Annotated in this window: 17 protein-coding genes; 8 read left to right on the top strand and 9 right to left on the bottom strand. The window is 71.0% G+C overall.

The annotated features are described in order from the left end of the window. Positions 1-10 precede the first annotated feature (10 nt). The 3 genes from AC0VYD_RS13995 to AC0VYD_RS13985 are packed head-to-tail and all read right to left on the bottom strand — an operon-like array spanning position 11 to position 3,329. Positions 11-850 carry a DUF6807 domain-containing protein gene (locus AC0VYD_RS13995; protein ID WP_475475969.1) on the bottom strand — a complete coding sequence of 280 codons (840 nt, stop codon included), beginning with the start codon at positions 848-850 and terminating at the stop codon, positions 11-13. Further along, positions 847-2,019: a Gfo/Idh/MocA family protein gene (locus tag AC0VYD_RS13990; protein ID WP_475475968.1), complete on the bottom strand. Its 1,173-nt coding sequence runs from the start codon at positions 2,017-2,019 to the stop codon at positions 847-849. The genes AC0VYD_RS13995 and AC0VYD_RS13990 overlap by 4 nt, the downstream gene beginning before the upstream one ends. After that, complete coding sequence (locus AC0VYD_RS13985; RefSeq protein ID WP_475475967.1) at positions 2,019-3,329, bottom strand: Gfo/Idh/MocA family oxidoreductase; 1,311 nt, start codon at positions 3,327-3,329, stop codon at positions 2,019-2,021. Before AC0VYD_RS13985 ends, AC0VYD_RS13990 begins: the two co-directional genes overlap by 1 nt. 422 nt (positions 3,330-3,751) lie before the next feature. On the opposite strand from AC0VYD_RS13985, the gene AC0VYD_RS13980 reads away from it, so the two are divergent. The 4 genes from AC0VYD_RS13980 (at position 3,752) to AC0VYD_RS13965 (ending at position 8,331) form a co-directional block, all read left to right on the top strand. Then, a complete protein-coding gene (locus AC0VYD_RS13980; protein ID WP_475475966.1) occupies positions 3,752-4,729 on the top strand; it encodes a carbohydrate ABC transporter permease in 978 nt (325 codons plus the stop codon). Continuing rightward, positions 4,719-5,591 carry a carbohydrate ABC transporter permease gene (locus tag AC0VYD_RS13975; protein WP_475475965.1) on the top strand — a complete coding sequence of 291 codons (873 nt, stop codon included), beginning with the start codon at positions 4,719-4,721 and terminating at the stop codon, positions 5,589-5,591. The genes AC0VYD_RS13980 and AC0VYD_RS13975 overlap by 11 nt, the downstream gene beginning before the upstream one ends. A 17-nt stretch (positions 5,592-5,608) precedes the next feature. Further along, entirely contained in the window at positions 5,609-6,934 is a 1,326-nt protein-coding gene (locus AC0VYD_RS13970; RefSeq protein WP_475475964.1) for an ABC transporter substrate-binding protein, read from the top strand. A 74-nt stretch (positions 6,935-7,008) separates the two neighbouring features. Next, entirely contained in the window at positions 7,009-8,331 is a 1,323-nt protein-coding gene (locus AC0VYD_RS13965; protein ID WP_473039573.1) for an extracellular solute-binding protein, read from the top strand. 71 nt (positions 8,332-8,402) lie between these two features. On the opposite strand, the gene AC0VYD_RS13960 is transcribed toward AC0VYD_RS13965, so the two are convergent. Together AC0VYD_RS13960 and AC0VYD_RS13955 are read right to left on the bottom strand one after the other, a co-directional pair. After that, positions 8,403-9,896 carry an aldehyde dehydrogenase (NADP(+)) gene (locus AC0VYD_RS13960; protein WP_475475963.1) on the bottom strand — a complete coding sequence of 498 codons (1,494 nt, stop codon included), beginning with the start codon at positions 9,894-9,896 and terminating at the stop codon, positions 8,403-8,405. Continuing rightward, positions 9,893-10,855: a 5-dehydro-4-deoxyglucarate dehydratase gene (locus AC0VYD_RS13955; RefSeq protein WP_475475962.1), complete on the bottom strand. Its 963-nt coding sequence runs from the start codon at positions 10,853-10,855 to the stop codon at positions 9,893-9,895. Before AC0VYD_RS13955 ends, AC0VYD_RS13960 begins: the two co-directional genes overlap by 4 nt. A 151-nt stretch (positions 10,856-11,006) precedes the next feature. Between AC0VYD_RS13955 and AC0VYD_RS13950 the strand changes: the two genes are divergently transcribed. Next, entirely contained in the window at positions 11,007-11,798 is a 792-nt protein-coding gene (locus AC0VYD_RS13950) for an IclR family transcriptional regulator (protein ID WP_475475961.1), read from the top strand. Positions 11,799-11,822: 24 nt separating this feature from the next. On the opposite strand, the gene AC0VYD_RS13945 is transcribed toward AC0VYD_RS13950, so the two are convergent. Then, positions 11,823-12,728: a LysR family transcriptional regulator gene (locus AC0VYD_RS13945; protein ID WP_475475960.1), complete on the bottom strand. Its 906-nt coding sequence runs from the start codon at positions 12,726-12,728 to the stop codon at positions 11,823-11,825. 59 nt (positions 12,729-12,787) lie between these two features. Between AC0VYD_RS13945 and AC0VYD_RS13940 the strand changes: the two genes are divergently transcribed. Next, positions 12,788-13,588: an NAD(P)-dependent oxidoreductase gene (locus tag AC0VYD_RS13940; RefSeq protein WP_475475959.1), complete on the top strand. Its 801-nt coding sequence runs from the start codon at positions 12,788-12,790 to the stop codon at positions 13,586-13,588. Between the two features lie 96 nt (positions 13,589-13,684). After that, positions 13,685-14,053 carry a VOC family protein gene (locus AC0VYD_RS13935; protein ID WP_475475958.1) on the top strand — a complete coding sequence of 123 codons (369 nt, stop codon included), beginning with the start codon at positions 13,685-13,687 and terminating at the stop codon, positions 14,051-14,053. A gap of 112 nt (positions 14,054-14,165) precedes the next feature. Here AC0VYD_RS13935 and AC0VYD_RS13930 read toward each other — a convergent pair whose 3' ends face one another. Next, on the bottom strand, positions 14,166-15,320 hold the full coding sequence (locus AC0VYD_RS13930; RefSeq protein WP_475475957.1) for a baeRF2 domain-containing protein: 1,155 nt from the start codon (positions 15,318-15,320) through the stop codon (positions 14,166-14,168). Positions 15,321-15,496: 176 nt separating this feature from the next. Further along, entirely contained in the window at positions 15,497-16,786 is a 1,290-nt protein-coding gene (locus AC0VYD_RS13925; protein WP_475475956.1) for an MFS transporter, read from the bottom strand. Positions 16,787-16,987: 201 nt separating this feature from the next. Here AC0VYD_RS13925 and AC0VYD_RS13920 point away from each other — a divergent pair, with 201 nt between their 5' ends. Further along, positions 16,988-17,866 carry an AraC family transcriptional regulator gene (locus AC0VYD_RS13920; protein ID WP_475475955.1) on the top strand — a complete coding sequence of 293 codons (879 nt, stop codon included), beginning with the start codon at positions 16,988-16,990 and terminating at the stop codon, positions 17,864-17,866. A gap of 77 nt (positions 17,867-17,943) precedes the next feature. Here the strand turns inward: AC0VYD_RS13920 and AC0VYD_RS13915 are convergent, their stop codons facing one another. Then, a complete protein-coding gene (locus AC0VYD_RS13915; protein ID WP_229826145.1) occupies positions 17,944-18,798 on the bottom strand; it encodes an alpha/beta fold hydrolase in 855 nt (284 codons plus the stop codon). Positions 18,799-18,857: the final 59 nt, after the last annotated feature.

Genomic DNA, 18,857 nt, shown 5'->3' with positions numbered 1-18,857 from the left:
GTCGTGGTGGTCAGGCCAGCGCCGCGACGGCTGTGGCCAGTGCTTCGTGGTCGGTTACCGGGCCGTCGGTGACGGCGGTGCGCAGTCCCAGTTCCAGGGTCCGGTCGGCGCCCAGGCGCAGCCGGGTGTCCCAGGCGGGGGCCGGGCACACACCCGGGTACTCCTTGGCCCGCAGGAACCAGGGGTCCGTGCGCGGGCCGGGTTGGAGGAAGAGCAGCGTCCACGGGGCCTGGCGGGAGGCGGTCGAGGAGAGGGCGAGCCAGCGGGCGTGCGAGCCGTGCAGGGCCTCCTCCCCCGCCGTCCCGTCGGGGCCGGTGACCGAGGGCGGAAGGTCACCGATCGGCGCCCGCCAGAACACCCCGCCGTACCCGGCTCCGGGGCGGCCGTTGGTGGCGGGGCTGCCGATCCCCAGCTCCCGGCCCGAGGTGTTGCGCAGTGACGAGTGCAGGTCCAGGACCCAGGTCTTGGTGTCCAGGGCGAGGGCGCGGACCGTCCTGTGCTCCCGGAGGAGCTCGGTGCCCCCGGGGTCGGTCCAGGAGAGCACCTCGACGGTCCGGTCCGCGGAGTGCTCGTCCCAGGACAGGTGTTCCTGGCGGCCGTGGTTGTCGAGCATGACCGATCCGTGCTCGCGGGTGAAGGTCCGACCGCCCCAGAAGCTGGTCCCGGAGACGTCGGCCAGGGTCACGCTGACCCCCAGGTGGTGGCGGTGGTCGGCGGGGCCGGTCTCGGTCACCTCCGTTCCCGCGAGGGTGCGCACCGGGTGCAGGTAGGGGCGTGGTGAGAGTTCGGCGGGCACTGAGGTGCCGCTGTGGCGGGTGGCCACGATGGTGCGGCCGAGGGACAGGTTCACGTGGTGGCCTCCGTGGGGGCGGGGCTGGTCCAGGGGGCGTCGAGTTCGGAGAACAGCGCCAGGGAGTTTGCGCTCTGGTGCACCAGGTCGGTGATCCCGGGGATGCTCCGGTGGGTGACCCCCTCCTCCTGGTGGACCTGTTGGTACCGGGCCGGGATAGGTCGGGGGTCGGGGGCGGTGCGCACCGCGTCCAGGACGTGGGTGAAGCCCCGGGTGCGTTCGGGCGGCACCAGGAGGGGGGACTGCCCCCGGACGTGTGCGACCAGGTTCTCCAGGAGGTTGACCCGCCCGTGGGTGGTGGTTCGCGGTGCGTGGCCGGGCCGGTGGAGGGTGATCCGGTCCAGGGTGTACTCCAGGGTCAGGCTGGCCCGGTCGCCGTGGAGCGTGATGGCGGGGGGCTGGCTCTCGGGTGCGCACAGGGTGACGGCGACGGTGAGGACGGTGCCGTCCCGGGTGCGCAGGCGCAGGGCGGAGGTGTCGTCGCTCTCGATGGGGTGTGCGTGGTGCATCTCCAGTTCCAGGGAGCGGGGTGCGTCCTGCTCGGCACCGGCCAGGGCCAGGGAGGTGGCCACGGCGTGTGCGAAGGGGTTGGTGAGGGCCCCGTCCACCACCTCGTGCCCGTCCAGCTCGCGCCGACCGGCCCAGGGGGCGCGGTCGTAGTAGGCGGAGGTGCGTTTCCAGGCGCCGGCCGCTCCGATCCCGCGCAGCTCGCCCAGGAGGCCCTCGCCCACGAGTCGGCCGACCTCGTCGATCGCCTGCGAGCCCAGGCTCTGGAAACCGACCTGGCAGGCCAGACCGGAGGCGCGCACCGCCTCTTCCAGGCTGGTGAGCTGGGCCAGGGAGGGGGTGGTGGGTTTTTCCAGCAGCAGGTGCGAGCCGTGCTCCAGGGCCACCCTCGCCAGGGGCAGGTGGGTGTGGATGGGGGTGACCAGGACGGTCAGGCGTGCCTGCGTCCGGTCGAGGGCGGTGGCCAGGTCGTCGAAGAAGGGGACGTTCCCGTGCCCTTCCAGGTCGTCGTCGGGGGCGGGGGGCCTGTGGTCGCAGACCCCGACGAGGCGGACGGTCCCGGCCCTGGCCAGGGGCAGCAGCGCGCGCAGGTGGGAGCGGCCGTGCCCGTGGATGCCCACCAGGAGCAGGGGCAGCGGTGCGGTGTCGTCGGCGCGGGGCATCAGTGCTCGCCCGAGAGCAGGTCGGCCACGCGCACGGGTGCGCCCGAGGCCATGGAGGCGTTGGCGGCCAGCCCGGTCAGGAGGGCGTTGCCGCCGTCGGCGTGGTCGGGGCGGATGCCGTCGTCGGCTCCGCCGAGCAGGGAGTCGAGCATGGCGTTGTCCCCGCCGCCGTGGCCGCCGCCGCCCACGCGCGCGGGGATCTCCTCCGGGGGCTGCCAGTGGCGGCGCAGCAGGAGCCTGGCCTCGGTGTTCTCCTTGGGGGCGGGCATTCCGCGCACGGGGTGCGCCTCGTCCTGGCCCGGTGTGGTGCTGGCGAACTCGGTCATGTCCAGTTCGAGTCTGCCGCGGCTGCCGGTGAAGGAGATGCGGTAGCCCTCCCAGGGGGCGTAGGCCACGAGGTGGTAGCTGAGGCGCACTCCGGTGTCGTACCTGACCATGACGGACATGTCGTCCTCGATGGTGATGTCGGGTCCGAAGACGTTCAGGTCACGCCGGTAGCCGTCCTTGTGTTCGGCGTCCAGGTACAGGGCGGTCAGGTCGGGGCTGTCCCGCATGTGCAGGGCGAAGGGGTCGTTCTCGGCCGCCTCGGCGTCGTGCCCGCGCTCGTAGTCGTTGAGGAGCCCGTGGCGGCGGCCGTTGTCCTGGCCGTAGAAGAACAGGCCGCCCCAGGCGAAGACCTCGCGGGGGTGCGCGTTCACCCACCAGTTGACCAGGTCGAAGTGGTGGCTGGCCTTGTGCACCAGCAGTCCGCCGGACTTGGTCTTGTCCCGGTGCCAGCGGCGGAAGTAGTCGGCTCCGTGGCGGAGGTCGAGGAGCCACTCGAAGTGGACGGAGCCCACCTCGCCGATGGCTCCGGAGGAGATCAGCTCGCGGACCTGACCGTGGACGGGGTTGTAACGGTAGTTGAATCCGACCGTCACCCGGCGCCCGGTGCGGGCCTGGGCGTCGTTGATCCGGCGCAGACCTTCGAGGTCCGCGGTCATGGGCTTCTCGGTGATGGCGTCCGCGCCGGCTTCCAGGGCGGCCACGACGTAGTCGGCGTGGGTGTGGTCGACGGTGCACACGATCACCTCGTCCACGGCCTGTTCGCGGAGCATGCGGGTGAAGTCCTCGGCCCCGTACTCGGGCACGGCCTCCGCGCCTGCGTCGGTGATGATCCGGTTGTGCACGGCCATTCGCGTGCGGTTGGTGTCGCACAGGGCGACCAGGCGCCCCCGGTCCCGATGGGTGTCCACCAGGGCTCGGGTGTACATGCGGGCCCTGGAGCCGGTGCCGACGATCGCGTACCTGCGTTGAGTGGTGTCGTTCACACAGGAATGGTAAACGCTTTCCGAAGCGCGCGACAAGAGGGGGTGCACGACTGGGGGGCATGAGGGTTTTTCCGTGCCACCCGAGGAATCGGGGCTCAGAGTATTCAGTCAAATGCAAAGGGTGACTATTTACCGGGGTGGGGGCCCCGGGGTGAAGATAACGATCTGGTGCGCGCTCGGGGCCGGGGGTGAAACAGGGCGTTGACAGCCCTGTAACCCGGTGCTAGAAACTGAACATCCTAATATCTGGATAGCGCTTACCAAGCCATGGCCTGCGAAATTCACCAGTGTTCTCAGCCACATAGTGTGAGCGTCTCCCTCATCAGTGCGTTTTCCGACCAGATTGGCGGTCACCACATGAACCCCGGTCCAGGCGTGCCGACGGCACGCACGACAACGGCTCGGGAAGGAGGTGTGTCGTCTTGACCGCTCTTCTCCACAGCAAGGCGGGGGCGTCCGACGGCCCCGACGCCGGGGCGCGCCCGCCCCGGACCCGCCGCAGGGCCGCGGCTCCCCGCAAGGGGGAGCGCAGGTACGAGAACCTCGCCGCCCTGGGGTTCCTCGGCCCGTGGTTCCTGGGCCTGGCGCTCATCACCGCGGGGCCCCTGCTGGCCTCCCTGTACTTCTCCTTCACCGACTACAACCTCATCGGTGAGCACCAGTGGGTGGGCGGGGAGAACTACGAGCGGATGCTGACCGACACGCGCCTGCACAGCGCGCTGAAGGTCACCTTCGTCTACGTGTTCGTCTCCGTGCCCCTCCAGCTCGCGATGGCCCTGGCCCTGGCGATGGTCCTGGACCGGGGGCTGCGGGGCCTGCCCCTCTACCGGTCGGTGTACTACCTGCCCTCGCTGCTGGGCGGCAGTGTCGCGGTGGCCATCCTGTGGCGCCAGGTCTTCGGCGCCGAAGGCCTCATCAACCAGGTCCTGGGGTTCTTCGGCATCCAGGGCGAGGGCTGGGTCTCCCACCCCGACTACGCCCTGGGCACCCTCATCGTGCTCAACGTGTGGACCTTCGGTGCGCCGATGGTCATCTTCCTGGCCGGGCTGCGGCAGATCCCGAGGATGTACTACGAGGCCTCCTCCGTTGACGGAGCCAGTCCCCTGCGGCGGTTCTGGCACATCACGGTCCCCATGCTCACGCCGATCATCTTCTTCAACCTGGTACTGCAGATCATCAACGCCTTCCAGACCTTCACCCAGGCGTTCATCGTCAGCGGCGGTACCGGCGGCCCCTCGGACTCCACCCTCTTCTACACCCTCTACCTGTACCAACGCGGCTTCGGCGCCTTCGACATGGGCTACGCGTCCGCGATGGCCTGGCTGCTCCTGATGATCATCGGGGGGTTCACCGCGGTGAACTTCCTCGCCTCCAAGTTCTGGGTCTTCTATGGCGACTGAGACCGCGGCCTCCGCCCCCACCCGGCGGACCAAGGCCGAACGCACACGGCGACTGCTCATCCACCTGGGACTGATCGGCTTCGGCCTGATCATGCTCTACCCGCTGCTGTGGATGCTCTCCAGTTCCTTCAAACCCACAGCCGAGATCTTCCGGGAACCCGGGCTGATCCCCTGGAACTTCACCCCCAGCAACTACACCGAGGGGTGGACCGCACTCCAGTACCCGTTCCACCGCTACCTGCTGAACTCGGCGATCGTGGTGGGCGGAGCGATCATCGGCAACCTCATCGGCTGCTCGATGGCCGCCTACGCCTTCGCGAGGCTGGAGTTCCGCGGCAAGCGCCTGTTCTTCGCGATCATGCTCGGCACGATCATGCTGCCGATCCACGTGGTGATCGTGCCGCAGTACATCCTGTTCGCGGAGCTGGGCTGGATCAACACCTTCTACCCGTTGATCGTGCCCAAGCTCCTGGCCACGGACGGCTTCTTCATCTTCCTGATGGTGCAGTTCATCCGGGGACTGCCCAAGGACCTGGACGAGGCGGCCCGTATCGACGGCTGCGGACACGTGCGGATCTTCTGCCAGATCATCCTGCCCCTGTCCCTGCCGGCCCTGGCCACCACGGCGATCTTCACCTTCATCTGGACCTGGAACGACTTCTTCAGCCAGCTGATCTTCCTGACCAGTCCGGACATGTACACGGTCCCCGTGGCCCTGCGCACCTTCGTCGACTCCACCTCCCAGACCTCCTGGGGTCCGCTCTTCGCCATGTCCGTCGTGGCCCTGGGGCCTGTCTTCGGTTTCTTCCTGGCCGGACAGCGCTACCTGGTCAAGGGCATCGCGACCACCGGAATCAAGTAGAGGAAAGGAAGCCGCCCATGAGCCTCCCCGCCGGTGGTGCGCGCCCGCCGCACCGACACCGCCACCCGCTCCGCACGGCCGCGATGGCCGGTGTGCTCGCCATGGCCGCGACCGCCTGCGGGGGAGGATCGGGCTCCGACGGCGACGTCGTCGAGCTGCGGTTCTCCTGGTGGGGGTCGGACGACCGGCACACCCGTCTCCAGGAGGCCGTCGAGGTCTTCGAGGAGCAGAACCCCGACATCAGGATCTCCCCGGACTACACCGACTGGGCCTCCTACTGGGACCGCCTGGCCACCAGCACCGCGGCCAACGACGCCCCGGACGTCATCATGCAGGACGAGAGCTACCTGCGCGAGTACGGCGAACGCGGCGCCCTGGCCGACCTCGCCGAGCTCGGTGACTCCCTCGACCTGTCCGGCCTCGACCCGAACGTCGCCCAGAGCGGCCAGATGGACGGGCAGACCTTCGGCGCCGCCACCGGGGTGAACGTCTCCGCGATCCTCGCGGACCCGGAGGCGTTCGAGCAGGCCGGTGTCGACATGCCCGACGACACCGCCTGGACCTGGGACGACTACATCGAGATGTCGGTGGAGATCAGCCGGGCCACCGACGGTGAGATCGTCGGGACCCAGGGGATGACCAACGAGAACGCCTTCCACGTCTTCGCCCGCCAGCACGGCGAGAACCTCTACGACGAGGACGGGAACCTGGCCTTCTCCAAGGAGACCCTGACCAGTTGGTACGAGATCACCGAACGGCTGCTGGAGGACGGCGGGCAGCCCTCCGCGACCGAGGGCGTGGAGATCGCGGCCGGCGGTCCCGACCTGTCCGTGCTCTCCACCAACACCGGTGCCACCGCGTACTTCTGGACCAACCAGCTCGGTGCCATCACCGAAGCCTCCGGCCGTGACATCGAGCTGCTGCGCTTCCCGGGCGAGACCGAGCTCGAACGCACCGGGATGTACTTCAAACCCGCGATGTACTACTCGATCGCGGCCGGAAGCGACCACCCCGAGGAGGCCGCGCGCTTCGTCGACTTCCTGCTCAACAGCACGGACGCGGCCGAGTTGGTGCTGTCCGACCTGGGACTGCCCGCCAACCTGGACGTGCGCGAAGCCGTCGCGGACGACCTGCCTCCGGCCGGAGAACGCGGAGCGGCCTTCCTCGCCGAGGTCGAGGACGAGATCGTCGACGGCAACCCGCCACCGCCGGTCGGCTCGGGCGAGATCGCCGACATCAACGAGCGGATCTACCAGGAGCTGGTCTTCGGCAACCTCACCGCCGAGCAGGCGGCCGAACAGTTCATCGAGGAGCTGGAAACGGCCATCGGCGACGGCCCCTGAACCCGGTTCCGGCTGCAACACCCAGCCAGAACTCCGTACTCACGTTTGTCACGCACAGAGAGGTCAATCCCCCCATGAACCCATTCTCCGGCAGTGCGCCCGCGCGGCGCCGACGCCGTCCCCTGCTCGCCACGACCGCGGCGGTCGCCGCCCTGGTCATGGCCGCCACCGCCTGCGGCTCCTCGGACTCCGAGGGCGACGTCGTGGAGCTGCGCTACTCCTGGTGGGGCGCGGACGACCGCCACTCCACGAGGCAGGAGCTCATCGAGGTCTTCGAGGAGCAGAACCCCGGCATCAAGATCTCGCCGGACTACACCGACTGGGGCTCCTACTGGGACCGCCTGGCCACCAGCACCGCGGCCAACGACGCCCCCGACATCCTCATGCAGGAGGAGCGGTACCTGCGCGAGTACGGCCAGCGCGGCGCCCTCGCCGACCTGAGCCAATACGGTGACCAGCTCGACCTGTCCGCCCTCGACCCGCTGGTGGCCGAGACCGGCGTGCTCGACGGGCAGACCTTCGGTATCCCCACCGGGGTGAACGCCTACGCGATCATGGCCGACCCCCAGGCCTTCGAGGAGGCGGGGGTGGAGATGCCCGACGACACCAGTTGGACCTGGGACGACTACGTCGAGATCGCGAACGAGATCTCCGAGGCCACCGACGGCGAGCTCGCCGGTGTGCAGAGCATGGCCTACAACGAGTCCGGGTTCCAGATCTTCGCCCGCCAGCGCGGGGAGAACCTCTACGCCGAGGACGGCACCCTGGCCTTCTCCAAGGAGACCCTGACCTCCTGGTTCGAGATCACCGAACGGCTGCTGGAGGGAGGCGGTCAGCCCAGCGCCTCGCAGAGCGTCGAGATCGAGGCCGGCGGTCCCGACCAGTCGGTGCTGTCCACCAACCAGGGGGCGATGGCCCACTTCTGGACCAACCAGCTCGGCGGGATCAGCGAGTCCTCCGGGCGTGACATCGAGCTGCTGCGCTACCCGGGTGAGACCGAGCACGAGCGCACCGGGATGTACCTCAAGCCCGCGATGTTCTACGCGGTCTCCGCGAACTCCGAGCACCCGGAGGAGGCCGCCAAGTTCGTGGACTTCCTGCTCAACAGCGAGGAGGCCGCCGAGCTGACCCTGTCGGACCTGGGGCTCCCGGCCAACGTGGACATGCGCGAGCACATCCTGGGCGACCTTCCGCCCGCGGACGAGCGCAGCGCCGCGTTCCTGGAGGAGATCACCGGGGACATCGTCGACGGCAACCCGCCGCCGCCGATCGGCGCGGGCGAGGTCGTGGAGATCACCAAGCGGACCTCCGACGACCTCGGCTTCGGCGACCTGACTCCCGAGGAGGCCGCGGAGCAGTTCATCAACGACGTCAGTGAGGCCACCGGCAGCTCCTGATCCGTGGTGCGGTAACTGACGAGAGCTGCCCCGGGAGGTGATCCCGGGGCAGCTCTCGTGTGTCCGGTGTGTCAGGACTCGCGTCGGGCGACCGGGTGTTCGGGCTCGTCACGCAGTTCGTCCGGCAGCAGGTCCGCGGGGGCGTTCTGCCAGCTCACCGGGCGCAGGAAACGCCGCAGGGAGGTCGCGCCCACCGAGGTGTGCAGGGCGTTGGTGGTCGCGGGCCAGGGACCGCCGTGCTGCATGGCGGCGCTGACCGCCACCCCCGTGGGGAATCCGTCGTGCACCAGGCGGCCGGTCCGGGTCAGGAGGCGTTCCGCCAGCCTGCCCCGCAACGCGCTCTCGTCGGACTCGGAGAAGAGCGAGGCGGTCAGGGAGGCCGGCAGTTCCCCGATGAAGCGGAGCAGTTCCTCCTCGTCGTCGTAGGTGGCGACCAGGGTGAGGGGGCCGAAGCACTCGTCGAGGCCGTCGGGGGTGAGCTCGGAGAGCCGGGCCTGCAGCAGCCGTGCGGGAACGGACCAGCCCTCCTCGTCCGCCGGGCCCTGGGCGACCAGGCGGCCGGGGAGCTCCGCGGAGGTGTAGGCGGCCTTGATGCCCTCGGTCAGCAGGGTCTGGGCCGGGTGGGTGCGCACGGCCTGTGCCAGCCGGTCGACCAGGGCCGAGCCGGTCTGGTCGCCGGGGAGCAGGACCAGTCCGGGCTTGGTGCAGAACTGCCCCGCGCCCAGGGTGAAGGAGCCGAACAGGCCCTCCGCGATCTGCTCGCCTCGGGCGGCGGCGGCCGCGGGGGTGACGACCAGGGGGTCGAGGCTGCCGAGTTCGCCGTAGAAGGGGATGGGGTCGGGCCGGGAGGAGGCCAGGTCCCACAGGGCGCGGCCCGCGCGGGTGGAGCCGGTGAAGGCCGCGGCGCGGATCTCGGGGGCCAGGACCAGGTCGCGACCGGATTCGAGGCCGTGCACGAGTCCCAGCAGCCCCTCGGGGGCGCCTGCGGCCCGGGCGGCTCCGGTCAGTGCCTCGAAGGTGCGCTGTGAGGTCGCGGGGTGGGCGGGGTGCGCCTTGACCACGACCGGGCAGCCCGCGGCCAGGGCCGAGGCGGTGTCCCCGCCGGGTACGGAGAAGGCGAAGGGGAAGTTGCTCGCCCCGAACACCGCGACCGGGCCCAGGGGCACCAGCATGCGGCGCAGGTCCGGCCGGGGGCCCGCGGGGGTCTGGCCGGGACGGTCGACGACCGCCTCCAGGTAGGCGCCCTCGCGGATCTCCTCGGCGAAGGTCTGGAACTGGTAGGTGGTGCGGGTGAGTTCGCCGTTGAGCCGCTGCGGACCCAGGGCGGTCTCGCGGTCGGCCAGGCGGACCAGCTCCTCCCGGTCCTTCTCCAGGGCGTCCGCGCACGCCTGGAGGAGGTCGGCCCGCCACAGGCGGCCGAGGCGGGCGAGGGCGGGCGCTGCGTCGGCCGCGGCCCGGCAGGCCTGCCGCACCTCCTCGGTGGTGCTCTCCCGGGTGACCGTCTCCACGTCCTTGCCGGTGCGGGGGTCGATGCTGGTGACGGGGGTGGTTTCGGGGTTGCTCATCGGACGGTCTCCAGACCGGCGCGGATCAGGGTCCGGGCCTCGGCGAGGTGTTCGGGGGCGGGCTGGGCCAGCGGCGGTCGCACCGGGCCCACGTGGTAGCCGAGTTCGTCGGCACGGTCCTGTGCTGCGGCCTTGACCAGGGAGACCGCGTAGCCGGTGCCCCGGTCGCGCAGCCGGACCCAGGGCACGAAGAACTCGTTGAGCAGGCGGTCGACCAACGTGTCGTCACCCCGTCCGAGGGCGGCGTGGAAGGCGTGGGAGATCTCCGGGGCCACCGCGTGGATGGCGGACGAGTAGGCGCTGACGCCGATCGCCGCGTAGGAGCGGGCCTGGAGTTCGGCGGTGGGGACGCCGTTGAAGAACAGGAAGCCTTCGGGGGCGGCGAGGACCAGGCGCTGCATCTGGTCCAGGTCGCCGTGGCCGTCCTTGACGCCGACCAGGTTGGGGATGGCGGAGAGCTCGGTCAGGCTCTCGGGGGTGAAGGAGACCTGGGAGCGTTGGTAGGCGATGACCGGCAGGCGGGTGGCGGCGCACACCCGGCGGGTGTGCTCGACCAGGCCCGACTGGGGTCCGTTGACCAGGTAGGGGGGCAGCAGCAGGACCGCGTCCGCCCCGGCCCGTTCGGAGGAGCGGGCGAAGGCGCTGGCCAGCGGGGTTCCGTGGCCCGCTCCGGCCACGACCGGGATCCGGCCGCCGGCGACCCGCACGGCGGCGGAGACCAGGGCCTCGTGTTCGTCCAGGTCGAGGGAGAAGTACTCACCGGTGCCGCAGGCGACGAAGAGCGCTCCGGGGTCGGCGGCCAGTTGGTGTTCCAGGTGGGCTTCGAAGGCCTTGAGGTCCACGGCCCCGTCCTGGTCGAAGGGGGTCAGGGGGAAGGCGAGCACCGAGCGGTCCATGCCCTGGGACAGGCGTCGGGTCGCCTCGGCGACGTGTTCGGGGCGGTCAACGGGGGGAACCAATTTTGTCTCCGTATGTAGATAGTATTCTCATATACAAACAGAGGCTATGTTTGTGATCGGAGGACGTCAACACCCGGCCGAGAACATCCGCGGCGGGCCGCGGCTAGACTCCGCTCGACGGCGAACGGAAGGCACAGAAGTGGGGACAGGTGTGGACGGCGAGAAGGAGGGCGTGCGCGAGGTCAAGTCGGCGGCCCGCACCGTGGAACTGCTCGAACTGCTGAGCGGGTTGGGCCAGGCCGCCTCGCTCCGTGTCCTGTCGCAGCGCATGGGGGTGCCGCGCAGCAGCCTGTACGCGCTCCTGCGGACCCTGGTCCAACGCGGCTGGGTGCGCACCGACGCCACCGGCACCCTCTACACGCTCGGTATCCGCGCCCTGCTCACCGGCACCGGCTACATCGACGCCGACACCCGCACCGCCCAGGTCCGCCCCCACCTGGACGCGCTCTCCGAGCGCACCGGGGAGACCCTGCACTTCGCCCGCCTGGACGGCGCCGACGTCGTCTACCTGGCCACCCGTGACTCCCGCCACTACCTGCGGCCCTACAGCCGGGTGGGCAGGCGGCTGCCCGCGCACGCCACCGCCCTGGGCAAGGCGCTGCTGGCCGAGCGCACCGATACCGAGGTCGACGCCCTGCTCCCCGACACCCTGGCCCCGCTCACCGCAAGCACCGTCACCGACCGCCGGGTCCTGTTCACCGAACTGGCCGCCATCCGGGACCGGGGGTACGCAACCGAGGACGGGGAGAGCGTCGAGGACGTCCGCTGCCTGGCGGTCCCGCTGCGCTACGACCGCCCCGCCACCGACGCCCTGAGCTGCTCTATCCCCGCGGCCCGCCACAGCGAGGAGCTCGAACGGGAGAGCCTGGCCGCCCTGCGCGAGACCCGCAGCCTGCTGGAACAGAGTGTGGTCACCGAAGCCTTCACCAGCGCCGCCACCTGAGCAGGACGCGGGGCGGGGTCCTCCTCACGTCGCCGCTCCGTCCAGGACGGTCCGGGCCGCGGCCCGCAGCTCCTCCAGGAAGGCCTCGGCGGCCGGGGCGGTGCGCCGGTCCGCGGGCAGGGCCACGTACACGCCACGGTGCGGCAGCTCCCCCGGGTCCATCGCGGCCAGGGCGATGTCGGGGCGGACCGAGGCGGCCGCCAGCGCGGGCAGCAGTGTCACGCCCAGTCCGGCGGCGACGAAGCCCTGTTTGGCGATCCACTCGCGCACCACGTGCGCCACCCTGGGCCGGAACCCCGGGCGTACCGCCGCGGCCAGCAGGGTGTTCTCGGGGCGCTCTCCCCCGGCGATCCACTCCTCCCCCTCCAGCTGCGCGAACCGCACCCCCCGCCGCCCTGCCAGCGGGTGTCCGGCCGGGAGCGCCACCAGAACCGGTTCGTCCGCCAGGTGCGACAGGCGGACCCCGACGCCGTCGGGCGGTGAGCTGACCACGGCCAGGTCCAGCCCGCCCTGCTGCACCCGGTCCAGCAGGTCCACGGTGAATCCCTCGTCCCGGGACAGGTGGACACGGGGATGGCGTGTGCGGAAGGCGGCGATGGCACGGGGCACCAGGGCGGCGTCGGCGGTGGCGAAGGAACCCACCCGAAGTCGCCCGCCGTCCAGGCGGCGCAGGGCCTCCAGGTCGGTGCGGGCCGCCGCCAGCCGCGACACGAGCGCCTCGGCATGGGGCACGAGGACGTGTCCGGCCCCGGTGAGCGCCACGCCCCGGGGCAGCCGGTCGAACAGGGGTGTGCCGAGGTCGTGTTCGAGGGTGTGGATCTGTCGGGAGACCGCGGACTGCGTGTACCCCAGGCTCCGGGCGGCGGCGGTCAGGGAACCGGTTTCGGCCACCCGGAGGAAGGTCTCGTACACGTCATGTCGTTCCGGCATGCCTCCCATGCTAGACATTCGCTTGTGGCATGGGTGCGCGCGGCCCTAGCGTCGAGGGCATGGACACGATCGCCTTTCTGGGGCTGGGCCGCATGGGTACGCCCATGGCCCGCCGCCTCCTGACCGCCGGACACGACCTCACCGTCTGGAACCGCACCACCGGCAAGGCACGGAGCCTGGGCGCCGAGGGGGCCGCGGTCGCCGACTCCCCCGCCTCCTGTGTGGCCGGGGCCTCGGTGGTGATCACGATGCTGGCCGACCCGGCCGCCGTGAGTTCGGTCGCCGGACAGATGCTCCCCGCCCTGCGGCCGGGAACGGTCTGGGTGGAGATGTCCTCGGTGGGCCCGGACGCCGTCGCCGACCTGCGGGCCCGCCTGCCCGAGGGGGTGTCGCTGGTGGACGCCCCGGTGATGGGCAGCGTGGACCGTGCGGCCTCCGGTGAGCTGCTCGTCCTGGCCGGGGGCAAGGCCGCGCCGACGGAGAACGATGCGGTGGAGAAGGTGCTCACCCGTCTGGGGACCGTCCGGCACTGCGGTGGGCCGGGGTCGGGAGCGGCGCTCAAACTGGTGCTGATCAACGCGGTGATCGGCGGGGTGGCGGTGGTCGCCGACACCCTCAGACTCGCCCGCGAACTGGGGGTGCCCGAGGCGCAGGCACGCGAGGGGCTGCTGGCCGGACCCGCGGGCGGGGTGGCCGGTCGGGCCTTCGCCACCGAGGCCCTGTACCCGGTGCGCCTGGCGGCCAAGGACGTCGCCCTGGCCACGGCGAAGGCGGAGCTGCCGGTGCTGGAGACGGTCCACCGGGTTCTGGTGGAGGCCCCCGAGCTGGCCGAGCGGGACCTGGCTGCCATCCGCCCCTGACCGCCAGGGCGCGGCGGCTGTACTCGGCGGGGCCGGTGCGGTCGCACCGGGGTGTTCGCCCCCGTTCTGTCGGAGCCGTCGGGGACAATGCCCGGCATGAGCGAATCAGCACAGCACCGGCACCACGCCCTGGACTACGTCGAGATCTCGGTCACCGACATGGAGGAGGCCAAACGGTTCTACGCCGAGGCGTTCGGGTGGCGGTTCAACGAGTACGGGCCCGCGTACACGGGGATCCGGTCGCCCGACGGGGAGTCCGAGGTGGGCGGGTTCAACCCGAACGGCGAGGTACGCGGAGGAGGGCCCTTCGTCCTGCTCTTCTCCGAGGACCTGGACCGGACGGTGAAGGACGTGGAACGCGCCGGCGGCCGGATCCTGGAGGCCCCCTACGCCTTCCCCGGCGGTCGGCGTTTCCACTTCGCCGACCCGAGCGGGAACGAACTGGGTGTCTGGGCCCGGTCCTAGGCCTCGCGGCCCACGGGCGATCCCGGCACACGGGGCCCGGAACACGGAGGCGCCCCGCTCCCCCACGGACGGGAGCGGGGCGCCGGCTTTTCCCGGACCTGTCGGGGTCCCGCTACTTCGGGAACCGAAGCGTGGCACACGCCTCCACGGGGTGCACGTCCTCCTCCGGAGGGGCGCTCTGCTCGGTCTGGGGCAGTTCGGTGAAACCGGCGTCCGACATCACCGCCGCACGCAGCATCAGCGCGCTGGCCGGGGCCTTGAAGCCCGCGTCCGGATCGTCGAGATTCCTGGGAGAGGTGTCCACCAGGACCGGTGAGTGGTACGAACCCCACAGCTCGGGCTCGTTGATCCGGTCGGAGCCCAGCAGCAGCGTCTCCACCCGGGCCTCCGACAGCATCGGCAGGACGGACTCGGTGCCCCTGACGGCCTGGTCGTGGGCGAGCTTGCGCTGGTAGTCGGAGAAGGCCCGTTCGCGCTCCTGACGGATCAGCTCGCGCAGGCACTCCTCAGCGGCCTCGTGCAGGCGCTCCTCTGCGTCGGCGCCGCCGCGCCCGCCCGCGACCACCTTGATCGGGATCGTGAGCTGGCGGGGGCCGAGGTTGTCACGCAGGTAGGCGATGGCCTCGTCGTCACCGCCGACGATGATCGCCGCGGCGTCGACCTTGCGCACCGCCTGACGCACCATCTCGGCGACCTGGGCGGTGTTCTCCTTCCACAGTTCCTGGGAGACGTTGGTGTCGGCACGGCGGCCTCCGGCATCACCGCGCTGACCGGGGTGGACTCGTCCCTGCGATTCCATGTCCTGCAGGTCGTAGCCCTCGTTCTCCATTTCCACCGTGGGTTTGGCAGCGGGCTGTGCGGTGTAGGCGAACACCTTGGCGTGGATCCGGTCCAGGGCCACCAGGACGTAGGGGACGCTACGGCCCCGGTCGACCGCCAGGGGGAGGACGTCGGGGATGGGAAGCAGCGAGGCCCGGTCCTGCCTGGGTGTTTCGGCGAGGGTGTGAGCCCCCAGCAGGCGCCCCTCGGAGGCGTAGAGCGCCTGTCCGTGGTCGCCGTAGGCGCGGGAGTCGCCCTGCCCGATGGCCTCCTCCAGGACGTCGAGTGTGGCCTTGTCGGTTCCGAGGTCGGCCAGGTGCTCGCGCAGGTGCCGCCAGCGCAGTTCGATCTTCTTCTCGGCGTCCGTGGTGTCGCGGCTGGTGTCCAGGTGCACCGAGGCCACTGGGCCGTCGCTTTCGTACAGAGGTCGCAGAAAACCAAGGTCCATAGTCTGCGGGGCGTGTGTACCCCCGCCCCGCCCACCTCCTTCTCGGGGTCGGCCTGCGAGTCATCCTGGGGGCCATGGTGGTTGCCGGCAGCGCGCCACGTCGAACGAGACACGGTCCTTGCCCGATGATTTCCAGATTTTTCCCGTCCGTATCTCCCGGGTGGGCCCGGGGGCGGTCAGGTCGGATCAGGGGCCTCGGCCAGGGCCCGGTCGATCGCCCCGACGGTGAGTACCAGGGCGGGGGCCCCGGTCAGCGCCAGACCGATCAGCCCCGCCCCCACGAAGGGGGCCGAGAGCGCCCATTCGCGTCCCAGCGGTCCCTCCAGGGCGGCGGCCAGGGCCCCGCCCAGGGCCAACCCCACCGACAGCATCCCCCAGGACAGGGTCCGGTGGGCGCTGAAGGCCCGGGAGCGCAACCGGTCGGGGGTCAACCGCTGGAACAGCGAGAGCACGGTGATGTTCCACCATGTCGAGGCGAACCCGGTGAGGAGGTAGCAGACCACGAACACCGAGACCTCGTGCAGCAGGCCCACGGTGAGCGCGCTCGCGCCCAGGGCCGCCAGGATCACGGTCAGGGCGGTGGAGGGGTGGATCCGCGCGGAGAAGGAGGGCACCACCAGCGCTCCCAGGACCGCCCCCGTGGCGGTGACGGTCATCAGCAGACCGTATCCCTGCGGCCCCACGTCCAGCACGTCCTGGGCGAAGAGCACCAGTACCGACCCCATCAGCGCCGAGGCCAGGTTGGACGCCCCCGTGACCAGCGCCAGCGGGCGCAGTACCGGGTGACGCCACAACCAAACCATTCCCTCACGCAACATGGACCGGACGGAGGGCCGGGGTCCTCCGGCCGGTGCCGGATGGAAGTTTCCGCGCAGACTGAGCAGGCAGACCACGGCCAGCAGGACGAGTGCGGCCTGGGCGCCGAAGGCCCACGCGGCGGAGGCGGCCAGCAGCGCACCGGCCAGCGGGGCGCCCAGGAACTTGTTGAGTACCCGCTCCACCCCCTGGAGGTAACCGTTGGCCCGCTCCAGCCGCGAGCGCGGTACCACGGTGGGCACCACCGACTGCGCGGTGTTGTCGAAGAACACCTCGCACGCCCCCACCGCCAGTGCCACCGCGATCAGCAACGGAATCGACCCGGCTCCCAGGGCGACCATCGCGGTCAGGGACACCAGCAGCAGCGCCTTGGCGCACCCGGCGGCCACCATCAGGCGGCGCCGGTCGACCCGGTCGCCCACCACCCCGGCGACCAGGGCGAACAACCAGGGCAGGCGGGTGGCCGCGCCCACCGACGCGACCAGGAAGGGGTCGTCGGTGAGGGTGGTGGCGTACCAGGGCAGCGCCACCACCGCGATTCCGTCGCCCAGGTTGCCCAGGCCCACCGCCCCCAGGAGCTTGCGGAACTCCGCGCCCAGGGGTGCGCGGCGGGGGCGTTCGGCGGCGGGCGGGGGCGTGTTCTGGGCCATGGGGCCTTCCGGGGGGTGGAGCGGTCCGGGATTGACACGTAGAGCGTAGGCGGGCGGGATGACAGACGGTTCTCCCTCGGCGCAAGCCCGTCCGGGGCACAGGTCGGGCAGGGGCGCCGACCCGACCGGAGACGAACCCGAACTGTCGGGTCGGGGCGGGGAAGACGTCCGTAACTTGGCTGGTGAACGAGGGAGGAACAGGTGCTGGACCGGTTGAACGAGGCACTCGGACGGGTCGAGGAGAACCCGGGGGAACCGGTGGACGTGGCCGCGATGGCGCGGGCCGCGCTCACCTCCGAACACCATTTCCGGAGGATGTTCTCGGTGCTGGCGGGGATGCCGATCTCCGAGTACGTGCGTCGGCGCCGCCTCACCCTGGCCGGGGCCGAGGTGATCGAGGGCAGGGACACCCTGCTCGACATCGCGGTCCGCTACGGCTACGGGTCGGCGGAGGCCTTCGGGCGGGCGTTCCGGGCCGTGCACGGGGTCGGCCCGGGCCAGGCCCGGCGCTCGGGTGCCGCGCTCAGTTCCCAGTCACGCCTGACCTTCCACCTCACCGTCGAAGGGAGCACCACCATGCGTTACCGGATCGTCGAGAAGGAGGCGTTCCGCCTCGTCGGACCCAGGGCCCGGGTCCCGCTGGTCCACGAGGGTGTCAACCAGCCCGTGGTCGACTTCGTCCGGGGGCTGGGCAGGGACGTCCACGAGCGGATCGGGGAACTGTCCGACCAGGAGCCGCACGGCGGCCTGTCTGTCACCGTCGCCCACGACCCCGACCAGCGGGAGGGCAGTGACGTCGACTTCTACGTGGCGGCCGCCAGTTCCGCCACCGGGGCCCCTGAGGGGATGGAGGTCCTGGAGGTGCCCGCGGGCACCTGGGTGGCCTTCCAGTTCGAACGGGTGACCTTTCCCGAGTCCATCCAGCGGATCTGGGTGTACGCCCACTCGGAGTGGTTCCCGGCCAATCCCGCCTACCGGTCCGCTCAGGGACCGCAGATGGTGAGGGTGGAGTACGAGGGGACGGACGGCGACCTCGCCACGGGCGAGGTGTGGATGCCGGTGGAGAGAACCGCGGTCTGACCCGGACACCGTCCGGCTCTCCCCCGCCCCCGGCTTCCCCGGCCCGACCGGTCCGGGGAAGCCGGGGGCTCCCCGGCTCAGAGCGCGCGGGAGCGGGTGCGGGCCTGTTCCAGGAAGCGGCGCAGGACCTCGTTGAACCGGTCCGGGCGCTCCAGGTTGGGCAGGTGCCCGGCGCCCTCGATGATCTCCACGACCGAGTCCGGGACCTGGACGTGCATCAGCTCGGCTCCCCCGGGCGGGGTGAAACCGTCGTGCTGTCCCACCAGCAGCAGGGTGGGCGCGGAGATGCGTTTGAGCAGCGGGGTGTGGTCGGGGCGTTCGGCCCTGCCAAGCTGTGCTGCGGCAGCCCCTTCGGGCGGGGCCGCGTACATCATGGCGCGCACGTGGTCGGCGACAGCGGGCAGGTCCCGTACGTTCTCGGCGGTCATCATGCCGACCAGCATCTCGTCGGCGTAGCCGCGCATGCCCTCCTCGCGCAGACGCGCGGCCATCCTCTTGCGGGAGAGCCTGCCCTGGTCCGTCTCGGGCATCGGGTTGGTCGCCGCCAGGGTCAGTGAGTCCACCCGGTCGGGGAAGAGCCGGTACATCTCCAACGCGACCTGTCCGCCCATGGACAGGCCCACCACGTTGACCACGTCCAGCTCCAGGTGGTCCAGGAGTGCGGCCAGGTCCCGGGCCAGGGTGTCCATCGAGGTCACTCCGGGCACGACGGTGCTGCGCCCGTAGCCGCGCAGGTCCGGGACGATCGCCCGGTACCCGCGTCCGGCCAGTGCCCGGACCTGGGGTTCCCACATGCTCTTGTCGAAGGGGTGGCCGTGGATGAACAGGACGGGGCACCCCGCTCCACGGTCGGTGTAACTGACGCTGATCCCGCGCACGGACGCAAGGCCCGGGCCGTCACTGTTCGCGGTGTTCGTCGTCTGGTGTGTCACAACAAACGATGCTATTCACGGATGCAAGGGAATGAACAGGGGGCGCCGGGAAAGCGGGC

Source organism: Nocardiopsis sp. iso_40 (genome assembly GCF_056173285.1).
This window is presented reverse-complemented; position numbering and strand designations above follow the sequence as displayed.